General features: G+C 74.3%; 15 protein-coding genes. 6 read left to right on the top strand and 9 right to left on the bottom strand.

Annotated elements, in window-relative coordinates:
* Nucleotides 1-26 precede the first annotated feature (26 nt).
* Both ABZX67_RS05930 and ABZX67_RS05925 read right to left on the bottom strand, forming a co-directional pair.
* Nucleotides 27-158 (bottom strand): LPFR motif small protein, encoded by a 132-nt coding sequence (locus ABZX67_RS05930; protein WP_260604312.1) that lies wholly within the window; start codon nt 156-158, stop codon nt 27-29.
* A 98-nt stretch (nt 159-256) separates the two neighbouring features.
* Nucleotides 257-1,120: a hypothetical protein gene (locus ABZX67_RS05925; protein ID WP_355355153.1), complete on the bottom strand. Its 864-nt coding sequence runs from the start codon at nt 1,118-1,120 to the stop codon at nt 257-259.
* A gap of 117 nt (nt 1,121-1,237) precedes the next feature.
* Here ABZX67_RS05925 and ABZX67_RS05920 point away from each other — a divergent pair, with 117 nt between their 5' ends.
* The 3 genes from ABZX67_RS05920 (at nt 1,238) to ABZX67_RS05910 (ending at nt 3,514) form a co-directional block, all read left to right on the top strand.
* Entirely contained in the window at nt 1,238-2,206 is a 969-nt protein-coding gene (locus tag ABZX67_RS05920) for a GlxA family transcriptional regulator (RefSeq protein WP_355355150.1), read from the top strand.
* A 16-nt stretch (nt 2,207-2,222) separates the two neighbouring features.
* Nucleotides 2,223-2,843, top strand: a complete 621-nt coding sequence (locus ABZX67_RS05915; protein WP_355355147.1) for a DJ-1/PfpI family protein — start codon at nt 2,223-2,225, stop codon at nt 2,841-2,843.
* A gap of 80 nt (nt 2,844-2,923) precedes the next feature.
* Complete coding sequence (locus ABZX67_RS05910) at nt 2,924-3,514, top strand: GNAT family N-acetyltransferase (RefSeq protein WP_355355253.1); 591 nt, start codon at nt 2,924-2,926, stop codon at nt 3,512-3,514.
* Here the strand turns inward: ABZX67_RS05910 and ABZX67_RS05905 are convergent.
* Both ABZX67_RS05905 and ABZX67_RS05900 read right to left on the bottom strand, forming a co-directional pair.
* Complete coding sequence (locus ABZX67_RS05905) at nt 3,480-4,958, bottom strand: PE-PGRS family protein (protein ID WP_355355144.1); 1,479 nt, start codon at nt 4,956-4,958, stop codon at nt 3,480-3,482. The genes ABZX67_RS05910 and ABZX67_RS05905 overlap by 35 nt on opposite strands.
* Before the next feature lies 1 nt (nt 4,959).
* On the bottom strand, nt 4,960-5,709 hold the full coding sequence (locus tag ABZX67_RS05900) for an enoyl-CoA hydratase/isomerase family protein (protein ID WP_355355141.1): 750 nt from the start codon (nt 5,707-5,709) through the stop codon (nt 4,960-4,962).
* A gap of 199 nt (nt 5,710-5,908) precedes the next feature.
* Between ABZX67_RS05900 and ABZX67_RS05895 the strand changes: the two genes are divergently transcribed.
* The 3 genes from ABZX67_RS05895 (at nt 5,909) to ABZX67_RS05885 (ending at nt 7,842) form a co-directional block, all read left to right on the top strand.
* Complete coding sequence (locus tag ABZX67_RS05895) at nt 5,909-6,391, top strand: ATP-binding protein (protein WP_355355250.1); 483 nt, start codon at nt 5,909-5,911, stop codon at nt 6,389-6,391.
* A gap of 180 nt (nt 6,392-6,571) precedes the next feature.
* Nucleotides 6,572-7,312 carry a class I SAM-dependent methyltransferase gene (locus tag ABZX67_RS05890; RefSeq protein ID WP_355355138.1) on the top strand — a complete coding sequence of 247 codons (741 nt, stop codon included), beginning with the start codon at nt 6,572-6,574 and terminating at the stop codon, nt 7,310-7,312.
* Between the two features lie 158 nt (nt 7,313-7,470).
* Nucleotides 7,471-7,842: an ankyrin repeat domain-containing protein gene (locus tag ABZX67_RS05885; RefSeq protein ID WP_355355135.1), complete on the top strand. Its 372-nt coding sequence runs from the start codon at nt 7,471-7,473 to the stop codon at nt 7,840-7,842.
* Here the strand turns inward: ABZX67_RS05885 and ABZX67_RS05880 are convergent.
* From ABZX67_RS05880 to ABZX67_RS05860, 5 genes are read right to left on the bottom strand one after another with little or no spacing between them, the layout of a single operon-like run.
* Entirely contained in the window at nt 7,781-8,797 is a 1,017-nt protein-coding gene (locus ABZX67_RS05880; protein ID WP_355355132.1) for a Gfo/Idh/MocA family oxidoreductase, read from the bottom strand. The two genes, ABZX67_RS05885 and ABZX67_RS05880, sit on opposite strands and share 62 nt — an antisense overlap.
* Entirely contained in the window at nt 8,794-10,044 is a 1,251-nt protein-coding gene (locus ABZX67_RS05875; RefSeq protein ID WP_355355129.1) for an MFS transporter, read from the bottom strand. The genes ABZX67_RS05880 and ABZX67_RS05875 overlap by 4 nt, the downstream gene beginning before the upstream one ends.
* On the bottom strand, nt 10,041-11,069 hold the full coding sequence (locus ABZX67_RS05870) for an NAD-dependent epimerase/dehydratase family protein (RefSeq protein ID WP_355355126.1): 1,029 nt from the start codon (nt 11,067-11,069) through the stop codon (nt 10,041-10,043). Before ABZX67_RS05870 ends, ABZX67_RS05875 begins: the two co-directional genes overlap by 4 nt.
* Nucleotides 11,056-11,799 (bottom strand): HAD-IA family hydrolase, encoded by a 744-nt coding sequence (locus ABZX67_RS05865; RefSeq protein ID WP_355355123.1) that lies wholly within the window; start codon nt 11,797-11,799, stop codon nt 11,056-11,058. Before ABZX67_RS05865 ends, ABZX67_RS05870 begins: the two co-directional genes overlap by 14 nt.
* Nucleotides 11,796-13,265 (bottom strand): trehalose-6-phosphate synthase, encoded by a 1,470-nt coding sequence (locus tag ABZX67_RS05860; protein WP_355355120.1) that lies wholly within the window; start codon nt 13,263-13,265, stop codon nt 11,796-11,798. The genes ABZX67_RS05865 and ABZX67_RS05860 overlap by 4 nt, the downstream gene beginning before the upstream one ends.
* Nucleotides 13,266-13,294: the final 29 nt, after the last annotated feature.

Below are 13,294 nucleotides of genomic sequence, written 5' to 3'. Positions count from 1 at the left end.
CGCCTGCCCTGCCGTCGGGGCCGGCCTTAAGCGCGCCGCGCCCTGCCCCCGCCCCGCGACGCCCCACCGAAGAGCCGGGCCAGCAGGCGGAAGGGCAGGGTCACCACGGTGGCGACGGCCGAGCCGATCATGCGGAAGAAGTCTGCGATGGTGCGCAAAGGGGACACCTCCATGTCCGGTTGGCTGCCCCCTGCGGGTTGCCGCGCCCGGATCCGCGAAACGTCGGCCCGTAGCCCGTAGCCCGTAGCCCGTAGCCTCAGCCCTTGCCGGCGAGGTCCTGCGGGAACGCCCCCGCCGCCATCGCCGTGGCCAGGAAGCCCCGCCCCAGCTCGGTGAGGCGCTCGACGTCCGCCGCGCCGAGGTGCTCGTACGGGGCCGCGTCCAGGCGGTCGGTGCGGTCCTCCAGCTCCGCGCGCAGGGCGGAACCGGCCTCCGTCAGGTCGCCGGCCTCGTCCAGCAGGCCGCGCTCGCGCAGCCGGTCCGCCGCCGCGTCCCAGTCCTCGCGCCGCCAGCCGCGGGTGGCGAGGATCCAGCGCGGCGCCATGCCCTTGCCCGTCGCCGTGTGGCTGACCAGCGCCTCCAGCGGGTCGAGCCCGGCGGCGAGCAGCGCGACCAGGTGCGCGTCCCCGCGGTGCTCGCGCAGCAGCGTCGCGGCGTGCCAGTACGCGAGGTGCGGCTCCTCCGGGACCGGCAGGTCGGCGTGGGCGGCGTACAGCGGGCGGGCGTGCCGCGTACAGGCCTCGGTGGCGCGCAGGGCGAGCCGGGCGGCCTCGGCCATCTCCGCCGAGGCGACGATCCCGTCACCGAGCAGGCGCCGCAGCGTGGTGTCGGCGGCCCGCAGCCGCGCCGCCAGTACGGCCCCGGGGGAGGCGACGTCCCAGACGGCGGGGAGGTGGCGGGCGATGAGCTCGTGGTTGAAGTTGTAGAAGGCGGCCGCGACCACACCGGGGCCGACGGCGCCCATCGCGGCGGCGCGCCCGGCGAAGTACGCGGCGCTGGAGTCCGCGACGCCGAGCCCGGCGAGCTCCTTGGCGTAGTCGGGGGAGAAGTAGACCGTCGAGTGCAGTGGGTTGAGGGCGTTGTGGCAGCGGCGGCCGGCGCGCGGCGGCAGAGTCGTCATGGGTCGTACGTTACCGACTGGTCAGTACGCAGGGCCAGGCCGCGTACCGCCGCATGGCAGGAAAGGTGGGCTTCTCGTCATTGCCGCCATCGGGTCCCGCCCCGAAGGATGAGGGGCATGACGCAGCGACCCGTACTCGTCGTCCTCTTCGACGGCGTGCAGAGCCTGGACGTCACCGGACCGGTGGAGGTGTTCGCCGGGGCGGCTCAGCTCGGCGCCGTCCCCCCGTACCCGATCCGTACCGCCTCGCTCGACGGAGCGCCCGTCCGCACCCAGAGCGGCCTGCGCCTGGCCGCCGACACCTCGCTCGCCGACGCCGAGCCGCCGCACACCCTCCTGGTCCCCGGCGGCGACGGCACCCGCACACCCGACCCGCGCCTGATCGACTGGCTGCGCGTCCACGCCCCGCGCGCCGAACGCCTGGTCTCGGTCTGCACCGGCGCCGTCCTCCTCGCCGAGGCGGGCCTGCTGGACGGCCGGCGCGTCACCACGCACTGGGCGTTCTGCGACCACCTCGCCCGCGACCATCCGGCGGTGGAGGTCGATCCGGACCCGATCTTCGTACGGGACGGGAACCTCGCCACCTCCGCCGGGGTCACGGCGGGCATCGACCTCGCCCTCGCCCTGGTCGAGGAGGACCTCGGCCGGGACACGGCGCTCACCATCGCCCGCCACCTGGTGGTCTTCCTCCGCCGCCCCGGCAACCAGGCCCAGTTCAGCGCCCAGCTCGCCGCCCAGACCGCGCGGCGCGAACCCCTGCGCGAGGTGCAGCAGTTCATCACCGAGCACCCGGCCGCCGACCTCTCGGTCGAGTCCCTGGCCGCCCGCGCCCGCCTCTCACCGCGCCACTTCGCCCGCGCCTTCCAGGCGGAGACCGGCACGACACCCGGCCGCTACGTCGACCGGGTCCGCCTCGAACACGCGCGGCGCCTGCTGGAGGACACCGCCGACGGTGTGCAGGAGGTCGCCCGGGCCGCCGGCTACGGCACGCCCGAGGCGATGCGCCGCGCCTTCGTCAAGGCGCTCGGGACCGCGCCCGCCGAATACCGGCGGCGTTTCCACGCGCCGCACGTACCCAGTCACTGAAAGGACGTCCACGCCCATGCAGATCGCCATCCTCCTCTACCCGGGCTTCACCAGCCTCGACGCCATCGGGCCCTTCGAGATGATCAGCCACCTGCCCGGCGCCGAGACCGTCTTCGTCGCCAAGGAGACCGGGCCGGTCCGCAACGACCAGGGCAACCTCGCCGTCGTCGCCGACCGCACCCTCGCCGAGGTCTCCCGCCCCGACGTCGTCGTCGTTCCGGGCACCGGCGAGTGGGAGCCGGTCCTGCGCGACGAGGAACTCCTCGACTGGCTCCGTACCGCCGACGCCGCCACCACCTGGACCACCTCCGTCTGCACCGGCTCCCTGCTGCTGGCGGCGGCGGGCCTCCTGGGCGGCCGGCGCGCCACGACCCACTGGCTCGCCATGGAGCGGCTGAAGGAGCTCGGTGCCGAACCGACCGGCGAGCGCGTCGTCTTCGACGGCAAGTACGTCACGGCCGCCGGCGTCTCGTCCGGCATCGACATGGCCCTCCACCTGCTGGGCCGCATCGCCGGCGACACGGTCGCGCAGACCGTCCAGCTGATGACGGAGTACGACCCGCGGCCCCCGTACGACGCCGGCTCCCCGGAGAAGGCCCCGGCCGCCATCGTGGCCCGGATGCGCGGCGAGGCCTAGTGCTCTGACCGCGGGGGCTGGCAGGTCGCTCTGAGGAAATGCGATTGCCCCGGCGCGAGAGCTCACGTTGGGTGGGCCGCATGACCGACCTGCATACCGAGCGCCTCACCCTGCGGCGATGGCGTGAGTCCGACCTTGAACCGTGGGCGGCGATGAATGCCGATCCCGAGGTGCGGGAGCACCTGGGCGACCTGCTCACCCGTGAACAGAGCGATGCCTCCGTGGCACGGTTCCAGGGGGAGTTCGCCCGGCGGGGCTACGGGTGGTGGGCGGTCGAGGTGCGGGCCACGGGCGAGTTCATCGGCTTCGCCGGCCTGGATCAGGTGGATGACGGCATGCCGTTCACCGGAGTGGAGATCGGCTGGCGGCTCGCCCGCTCCTCCTGGGGCCAGGGCTACGCCACCGAGGCCGCGCTGGCGGTCCTGGCCCACGGCTTCGACACACTGGGGCTTCCCGAGATCCTCGCCGTGACCACCTCTGCCAACCTCCGCTCTCAGGCCGTGATGCGCAGGATCGGCATGACCCGGGACCCGGCCGACGACTTCGAGGACCCCACCGCCCCCGAAGGACCGTTGCGTCCGAACGTGCTGTACCGCATCGGCGCTCCGTCGCGCCCGGCCGGCCGCGGACAGAGCACTAGGCCACGTCCGGCAGCCCCGCCCGGTCCATGAGCGCGTGCATCGCGGCCTCCGGCAGGGCGGGGTTCGCCGCCGCCTCGTCCGCGGTCTGCCGCTCCTCCAGAAGACCGGCGAGCACCTCGGCGGGCACGCGGGGATCGCGTACGGCGGCGTTCCTCACCCACCACGCGGGGTCGCCGGTCAGCCGGACCACCGACTCCACCGACAGGCGGGGGTCGTCCAGCGCCCGGCGGCGTACGGCTTCCTCGGGGTCACGGCTGAGCCGCTCGACGACCTCGGCCGGGCAGCCCGGATCCAGCAGCGCGGCTTCCCGCATCCGGGGCCGTGGATCGTCGGCGTACCGGACCAGGCCCGCGCGCGGGAAGTTCGGGTGCTCGGGCATCCGGTGGGCGGAGCGGCCCTCCCAGGACTCCCACATCTCCAGCAGCAGGTGCCCCGGGGCCTCGGCGCACCTCTCGGCGAGCATGAGCCGTACGGCGAAGTCCTCGTCCGCCGCGAGGCGTTCGACCACATCGGCGGGCAGGCTCCGCGCGGTCGCGGCGCTGCGCCGCAGCAGCACATGGCCGGACGCGGCGCACCGGCGCATCTCGTCGGGGTCGCCGTACCGGTCCTGGACCCACCGCAGCGGGTCATGGTGGTCGTGCGGGCCCACCTCCACGCCGCGCACCGCCGCCCGCTGCCGCTCGGTGAGCGCCGGATGGACGGAGGCGTGGAAGCGTACGGTGTCGTCCGGGTCCTCACCCAGGACGGCCACCAGGTCCGCGTCCAGGCGCAGGTTGCGGACCACGGAGCACCGCGTCCCGGAGTCGTCGTCCCGGACCAGCCGCTCGGCGAGGTCACGCCTCAGCAAGCACTCCTCGGCCGCCCGCTCCCGGCTCTCGTCATCGAGCAGGGAGGCGTACGCCGCCGGGTCCATCGGCGGGCCGTTCCGGTGGTGGCTCACCAGCGCCGCGGAGCGTACGCCGTCGTCCTCGTCGGCCAGCAGCGCCGCCCGCTGCCCGGTGTCCAGGTGCTCCCAGGCACTCGGGCAGGCCGCGCGCCGGATGCCCGGCTCCGGGTCCGTGGCCAGCAGGCGCAGCGGACCGGGAGGCAGCCGCGGGTGGCGGGTGAGCTCACCGCGCACCATGGCGTTGGGATGCGTCGCCAGCCGCTCGAACCCCGCGTCGGTCAGGGCGTCCGGCTCGTGGCCGAGGTGGAGCGCCACCATCCACGCCATCCGCTCGTCCATGCCGACCAGCCGTGTGCGCTGCTCGGGAGTGAGGTGGATGTGCTCCGCCACCTCACGGCGGGTCCGCGCGTCCGGGTGACGGGCCCAGGCCTCGATCACCTCGGCAGGCAGCGGCCGGAAGCGCAGCCGGAAGGGCAGTCGCTGCGCGGGCGCCATGCCCAGCACCCGGATGAGCACCCGCGGGGACGCGGAGGGGTTCATGGCCAGGCCGTTCAGCCAGGCGCCGTGCAGTGCCGCCGCCGCCGTCACCTCACACCCCGTACGTGAAGCGGGGCGCCCGCCGCTCCAGGAAGGCGGCGACCCCCTCGGCGGTGTCGCCACTGTCGCGCGCCTGCTCCGCCCAGTACGCGTCCCGGTCGGTGCGACCGGTCGCGAACTCCTTCGCCGCCGCCTGCGTCAGCTGCGAGCGGGACACCAGGATCCGGGTGAACTCCGCCACCCGCTTGCCGAGTTCGCCCGCCGGGTGGACCTCGTCCACCAGGCCGGTGCGCAGGGCGCGTTCCGTGTCGATCAGCTCGCCCGAGAACAGCAGGTACTTGGCGGTCGACGGGCCCACCAACGAGACCAGGCGGCGGGTGGAGGAGGCGGGGTAGACGATGCCGAGCTTGGCCGGGGTGATGCCGAACAGCGCGCCCTCCTCGGCGAACCGCAGGTCGCAGGCGGCCGCCAGCTGGCTTCCGCCGCCCACGCAGTAGCCCCGTACGGCGGCGAGCGTCGGCTTCGGGAAGGCGGCGAGCGCCTCCTCGGCCCGTACCGCCAGCGCCTGCTGCTCGTCGCCCGGCGCGCCCAGCGAGGCGATGTCCGCCCCAGCGCAGAAGGTGGCGCCCGCGCCCGTCAGCACCAGCGCCCGGACGTCCCGGTCGGCGGCCAGTCCGGAGAGCAGGCCGGGCAGGGCGCGCCACATCGCCGACGTCATGGCGTTCCTCTTGGCGGGGTTGCTGATGACGACGGTGGCCACACCGTCCGAGACGCTGTGCTCCAGCTGCGGCTGCTGCTCCATGGGCCGGATGCTATCCGCCGACGGGGGGCGGGCCGTGACCACGCGTATCGACAAAGCGGTCAAAGGACAATCTCCAGCGACCCATTCGGTCAGAAGGCGTCGGCTACGCGATGACTTCCGGTCACTGGCCGGGAGGGGCCCTCGCCGCTCCCACACTCGTTGCGTGGCGACAATCGAGCACGAAGGTGAAAGCCGGACCATCGGATCCCGCGGGAGCACCCCGGCGCGGACCCCCGCGCCGACGCGGCCACCGACGTACGAAGGGGTCTGGCGGTTCACCGCTCCCGCCGTCGACGTCTCCGTACCGCAGGCCAGGCACGCCGTCAGGGATCTGCTGAAACGTCAAGGCATCCCCGTCCGCGACGACATCGGGCAGGGGCTGCTGCTGATCGTCTCCGAGCTCGTGACCAACGCCGTACGGCACGCGGCGCTGCTGTCGCCCGAGGTCGCGGTCGAGGTCGGGATCGGCCCGGAGTGGATCCGGGTGTCCGTGGAGGACAACCACCCGTACCGCCCCAAGGCGCTGGAGTCGGACTCCGCGCGCACGGGCGGCCGGGGACTGCTGCTCGTCCGCGAGATCACCCGCGAGGCGGGCGGCACGTGCGACGTCGAGCACACCGCGACCGGCGGCAAGATCATCTGGGCCGCACTGCCGCTGAGACCGGGGCCGCCGCTTCCCTAGGGGGTGCGGCGGTCCCGGCCCGTACATGAGGCCGGGACGATGTCCTGATCTTTGTGGCTTCTGCCCATACGAGGGTCCGCCGTGATGTGGAGAGACTGCCATCGGAGGTCGCGGCATGTCCCGGGAACAGGGACGGGGGCCGAGCCATGGGCATGACGAAGCACACGGGAGGACGGCGCGATGAGCGTGCAGCAGTATGACGAGATCGGTGAGGCGTACGAGGGCTTCAAGGCACTGCCGCTGGAGCGGTACGTGGTCGTGCCCAGCTTCCTGGCCATGGTCGGGGACGTACGCGGCAAGTCGGTGCTCGACCTGGCCTCCGGCACCGGCTTCTACAGCCGGGAGTTCAAGCGGCGGGGCGCCGCCGAGGTGCTCGGCATCGACATCTCCAGCGAGATGGTCGCCGTGTCACAGGCGTTGGAGGAGCGCGAGCCGCTGGGCATCCGCTACGAGGTCGGCGACGTGGCCGAACTGCGGTCCTTCGAGGAGCCCTTCGACATCGGCCTGGCGGTCCAGCTGCTCAACTACGCGGATGACATGGCCACCACGGAGCGCATGTGCCGCAACCTGCACCGCAGCCTGAAGCCCGGCGCCGAGCTCTTCCTGCTCAACCAGTCGCCCGACTACCGGTTCGACGGGCCGACTCCGGAGAGGTACGGCTTCCGCACCGAGCTCACTGGTGAGGAGGGTGAGACCGGACCGCGCGTCCGGACCACGGCGCTGCTCGACCCGCCGGTCTCCTTCGTCGCCAACCGCCCGCGCCGCGACGTCTACGAGAAGTCCCTGACGGCCGCCGGGTTCACCGACCTGACCTGGGTTCCGCTGCGGGTGTCCGACGCCGGCGTGCGCGAGTTCGGTGCGGACCACTGGGCGGACTTCCACGCCAACCCGCCGCTGGAGATGCTGCGCTGCCGCGCCTGACGCCTGACGCCCGACCGGACGTCCCGGTAGTCCCGACGGCCCGACCTCTGGAGTCCGCCCGAACAGAGTCCGGGCCGTCGGCGCCTCGCGGCCCCCGCACAGGGTCGGTCCGGCCGATCACAACTGTGCTCCTTCAGGGGGAAGATGCCGTGGTGAGCATGTTCAAATTCGAGAATGCCTGGGCGCCCGCACATCAAGCGGTGGAGATGGGCGACCACGCGCTCCTTACACGCCTCCTCGACGAGGGAGCGGACGTGAACGAGGTCTGCTGCGGGATGACCTTGCTGATGCACGCCATCGACGTGGAAGCGGACTCGGCCACCCAGTCAGGGCAACCGATCGACAGCGCGCTCACCGCGATCGTTCTTGCCTACGGTGCCGACCCGACCCTCACCCTCGACGGCAAAACCGCCAAGGACACGGCCCGCTCCTACAACCACGGCATGGCGATCCGGCTGTTGGAGCGCTTCAGCACCCCTCACGGGTGCGATGCCGAGCCCGATGCGACGAGGCGGACCCGGCGCCTCTGACCGCGTCCGTCACCGTCAGCACGCCGAGCGTCGCCGACCACGGGACCAGGGGGCTTTCGGTCAGGCCCGCGCGGACGCAGCGCATCGCCTCGCTCGCTTCGTGGGTGTAGCCGCGCCCCGTCGGCGGCAGGGGCCAGGCGCGGGACGGGCCGCGGGCCGGGTGGAGGAGCACGCGGTCGGCGGCGTAGAAGGGGGCGGGCAGTTCGATGCGGGCCTCGCCGCCGGAGAGGTCGGCGTGGGCGGGAAGCTCGGTGGCGAAGGAGCAGGCGAGCTCCGCCATGGCGCCGGACGGGTAGCCCAGTAGCAGGGCCGTGGTGTCGTCCACGAGGGGCGCCGTGGACAGGGAGCGGGCGTCGATGTACTGAGGCGTGCCGAGCAGGAGGTCGGCGAGGGCGAGCGGGTAGACGCCCGAGTCGAGGAGCGCCCCGCCGCCCTCCGGGTCACGCAGCCGGGCCAGCGCGGGCGCCGGGGCGCGGCCGCCGGTCGCGGCGCGCAGCAGGTGCGGCGTACCGACGGCGCCGTCCGCCACCAGCCGCGCGGCCCGGCGTACGGCGGGCAGGCACCGCGTCCACATCGCCTCCATCAGGAGCAGGCCCCGCGCCTCGGCCAGCCGCATCAGATCCTGTGCGTCCCGGACGTTCGTCGTCAGGGGCTTCTCGCACAGCACGTGCTTGCCCGCCTCCAGGCAGGTCCGGACGGCGCCGTGGTGCGCGGCGTTGACGGACGCCACGTACACGAGGTCGACGTCCGGGTCGGCGGCGAGCTCCCCCGGGCCGCCGCCGTACGCCCGCTCCACCGCGTACCGCGCCGCGAAGGCACGCGCCGAGGCCGCGGTCCGTGAGCCGACCGCGACCAGCTCGGCGTCGTCGAGAAGCATCAGGTCCTCGGCGAACGCGGCCGCCTGACGCCCCGTCGACAGCACGCCCCACCGGACCGGGGGAGGCCCAGGTGTCATGGTGTCGTCCCCTGCGGCACGGTCGGCTCCGGGTGTCCGCCGCCGGATCCCGGCGGAACCCGCCCCGGCGGGGCGGAGGTCCGCGCGTCGCGCCGGGCGGCCAGCCGGGAGAACACCACCACCAGCGCCACCACGCCGCCCACGCACCCGAGTGCCACCGAGAGCGAGGTGGCGTGCGCGAGCGCCCCGATGGCGGGCGGCCCCGTCACCAGCCCGACGTACGCGACGGAGGACACGAAGCCCACCTCCCGCTCGCCGCTGGTGCCGAGGCTCTGGCCGTGCTTGCCCGCCTGGCCGATGGCGACCGGGAAGACCAGCGCGAAACCGAGGCCCGCCAGGGCGAGACCCGCGTACCCGGCCGCCGCCCACGGCAGGGCGACGGCGATCAGCAGGCCGCCGGCGGCGGTCGCGCCGCAGAGGCCGAGCAGCAGGTACGGGCCCAGCCGCTCCTCCAGCCGGACGCCCAGGAAGCGGACGACGACGGTGGCCACGGAGAAGACGGTGTACCCGGCGGCGGCCGCCGACGCGGACATGCCGCGCTCGGTGTCGAGGAAGAGGACGGACCAGTTCGCCATGGCGCCCTCGCCGATCGCGGCGCAGAAGAGGGTGAACGCGATCAGCCACAGCATCACCTGCCGGACCGGCCGAGGCGCCGCAGCGTCCCCTCCCTTGCCGGCCCGCCCCGCGGCCTTCTGCTCCGCCCCCACCGTCGGCAGGTGGCGCCCGAACACGGCCACCAGCACCAGCGCCACGGCCGCCACCAGCAGGAAGTGCGGACGGGTGCCCCAGTCGGCCCACGCCGCGAGGGCGGCGCCCGCCGAACCGGCGACCGCGCCCGTGCTGAACACCGCGTGGAAGAAGGACATCAGCGGCCGTCCCACCTGCGCGGTGACGAAGACCGCACAGATGTTCATCGCCACGTCCAGCGTGCCGACGGTGAACCCGATGACGAAGAACGCCGCGCCCAGCAGGGCGTACCCGCCCGGCAGCGACAGCACCACCAGCGCCAGGCACATCGCCGGGAGCGCGGTGAGCGTGACCCGGCGCGTGCCGAGGGCCGCGCACGCCCACCCGGCGAAGGTGGCCCCCGCGAGGAGCCCCGCGACCTGGCCCAGCAGGGCCAGACCCAGGGCGCCCTCGTCGGCGCCGACCTGGTGGGCGAGGGCCGGGACCCGGCCCACCCACGACCCGTACACCATGCCGTTGAGGACGAACGCGGCCGCGACGGCCGTACGTGTGGAGATCATCCGCGGTTCTCCGGGGCTTCCTGCGGGGCCTCCTTCTGGAAGCTCGAGGTGATGGAGGGGAGTTCGGGCCGGTCGCCCAGCTCCCGGGCGAGGGCCGCGATCCCGTCGTGCAGGGTCACGTGCGGGCTGTAACCGAGGGCGCGGGCCCGGCCGATGTCGCCGACGAGGGCGTAACTGTCGTCCAGGACGGTGGCGTCGGCCTCCAGCACCGCCTCGCTCCCCGTCACCTCGCCGATGGTCCGGGCGAGCTGCCGCAGCGACGTGTCGGTACCGGAACCGACGTTGACCGCCTCGCCCGGCTCGGCGCGCCCCGCGACGTACAGCAGCCCGCTGACCATGTCCTCCACGTGGACGAAGTCGCGGCTCTTGCGGTCGATGTCGCCGACCGCCGGAATGGGCTTGCCGTTGAGGTGCCAGCGCAGGAACTGCGAGACCTCGCCCTCGGCGCGGCGCGGGTCCTCGCCGGGGCCGTAGATGACGAACGGCCGGGCGATCGAGGCGGGCAGGTGCCAGGTCTTGACCAGGCCCCGGATGATGGCCTCGCCGCACAGCTTGTGCGCCCCGTACGGCAGGATCGGGTCCTTGGCGTGCGCCTCGTCGGTGGGGCTGTACGTCGGCGGCCCGTAGACGGAGGCCGCCGACTGGTGCACCAGGCGGGTACGCGAACGGGCGCACGCCTCGGCGACGTTGAAGGTGGCCTCGACGTTCATCCGGAAGTCGAAGCGCGGGTCCAGCAGCGAGCGCGTACCGCTGGGGTTGCCCGCGAGGTGGAAGACGACGTCGACGCCGCCCAGCGCCTCGGCGGTGGCGGCCGGGTCGCGCAGGTCGGCCTGGTGGAACTCGGCGCCCGGTAAGGGCACGTCGGGGGCGACGAGGTCCACCACCCGCACCCGCACGCCGTGGTCGGCGAGCGCGGTGACCAGGTGGCGGCCGACGAAGCCCGAGCCGCCCGTGACGGCGGCGGTACGGAAGGGGGCGAGGACGTCCTCGGGGACGTGCGCCCAGGCGCGGTCAGTGGAAGGCATGCGGTTCTCCCTGCGGAGTGCGAAGGGTTCGACGGGTGTGGGTATCGGCATGGAGCACGTGGTGGACCGCGCCGGCCAGGCCCCGGCAGGCGCCCGGCGGCTGGTCGGGCAGCAGATGAACGCGGAGGCCGGCGGTGACGGCGGCGCCGTCGTTCACGGGGTCGTCGCCGACCATGAGCGCCCGCCCCGGCGGGACCCCGAGACGGGCGCACGCCGTCCGGAACAGCGCCGGATCCGGCTTCTCGGCGCCCTCCTCGCACGACAGCACGAAGGCGTCGGCGCCGACGTACCCGGCGAGGCCGTGGGCGGCGAAGGTGGGCCGGATGTCCCAGCCGACGTTGCTGACGACGCCGACCGGCACGCCGTGCGCCCGCAGCGCCGCCAGGGTCGCGCCGACGTCCTCGTACGGAGTCCAGGCCTCCGGCGAGAGCAGCCGCGCGTACAGCGCCCGCGCGAGCTCCTCGTCCGCCCCGGCCCGCCCGAACCACGCCAGATGGGCGCGGCGGTGCGCGGCGGCGGACCGCTGGCAGCCCCGCATCGCGGCCGTGACACCGGGCGTACGGCGTTCCGCGAGCATCCGGTCGTACAGCGCCCGCGCCGCCGCCCCGCCGGTGTCGCGGCCCGCGGCGCGGCAGGCGTCGAGCACCCACCGCGGGCTGTCGTCGTGCGCGAAGAGCGTGTGGTCGAAGTCGAAAAGGACCGCGACGGGTGAGGAGCCGGCGCCGCTCATGGCACGGACACCCCCTCGGCCACCGCCCGCCCCACCTCGCGGGGGAAGCCGAGCCGCGACGGGGCCCGTCCGGCCCGGATCGCGGCGATGTCGGCGAGCTGGTCGTGCAGCCAGTCGACCGGGTCGGCGTGCGCGACCGCCGCGCGGGCCCGGGCCGCCATGGCCCGCCGCCGCCCGGGCGGCAGCGTCAGCGCCGTGTACAGCGCGTCCGCCGTCGCCTCGACGTCGCGCGGCCGCTCCAGAGGCACGGTGGCGTCACGGGGAAGCAGGTCGGCCGCGCCGGTACCGGCGGACAGCACCGTCACCCCGTCCCGCTCGGTGAGGAGCGCGCCCTCCTGGGCGACCAGGTTCATCCCGTCGGCCACCGCGTTGACCAGCAGCACGTCATGGGCGCGCAGCACGCCGAGGGCGCGCTCCGCGTCATCGCCGTCGTGGACCGTGATGGCCCCGGGATGGCGGGCGTTCACCGCCTCGACCGTGCGCCGGACCCGGTCGCGGTAGTCGCGGTAGGCCGGCACCCGCTCCCGGGACGGGACCAGGCAGGCCACGAACCGGACCCGCTCCGCCAGCCCCGCGTCCTGGTTCAGCAGGCGGGCGTACGCCTCGAAGCCGCGCAGCGCGTTCTTCGCCGGGTCGAGGCGGTCCACGCGGGCGATCACCGCGCGCGGGTCCCCGTCCCTGGTCCTGGCCGCCCACTCGGTGACGCGCGGCGCCAGGGCGCGGGTGGCGAGCGCCGGACCGTCGACGGTCACCGGGTAGCACCGCACCCACGTGGCACGCCCCCGCCCCGACGCGACCAGGCCCCGCTCGTGGTCGACGGCCAGCCCCAGTTCGGCACAGCACTCCAGGAACCGCCGCGCCCACGCGGGCCGCTGGAAGCCCAGCAGGTCGGCGCCGAGCATGCCGTGGACCAGCGTCGGGACGAGCGGGTGCGGCAGCCGCGCCCATGACTCCCGGGCAGGGAAAGGCGTGTGGCTGAAGTGACTGATCCACAGATCGTCGCGCCGACGGCGTATGGCACCCGGCAGGAGCAGCAGCTGGTAGTCGTGGCACGCCACCACCGCCCCGGGCGGCGCGCCGCGCGCGACATGGGCCGCCAGCGTCTCGTTGACGGTCCGGTAGCCCGCCAGCGAGCGCAGCGGCTCGCGCGGGTCGACGAGCACGGGCACCTCGTCCTCGATGCCGTGCCACACCGTCCACAGGAGGTTGACCCCGGCGTCGTCGTAGTAGCCCCGGTACGCCTCCGGGCCGACCGGCACGGCCTCGTAGCGGTAGCCCAACTCCGTGCCCAGGCCGTGGAAGAGCCCGAGCCGCGCCGCGCGCGCGTCGGCCTCCGCGTCCGACGGCGCCACCCAGCGGAGCGTGACGCTGCGCGGGTCGACGGCCCCGCCGATCCGGTCCAGCAGGGCGGTCACGCTGCCGTTGCGGCGCTCGGGCCGCAGACCGCCGCGGTCCGTGAAGCGCACCGGCCCCCGATCGGAGACCAGCACCACTT

It is taken from the genome of Streptomyces sp. NPDC003036 (genome assembly GCF_040611175.1).
Taxonomy (GTDB): domain Bacteria; phylum Actinomycetota; class Actinomycetes; order Streptomycetales; family Streptomycetaceae; genus Streptomyces.
The sequence above is the reverse complement of the archived record's forward strand: the minus strand, read 5'-3'. Positions and strand labels throughout refer to the sequence as shown.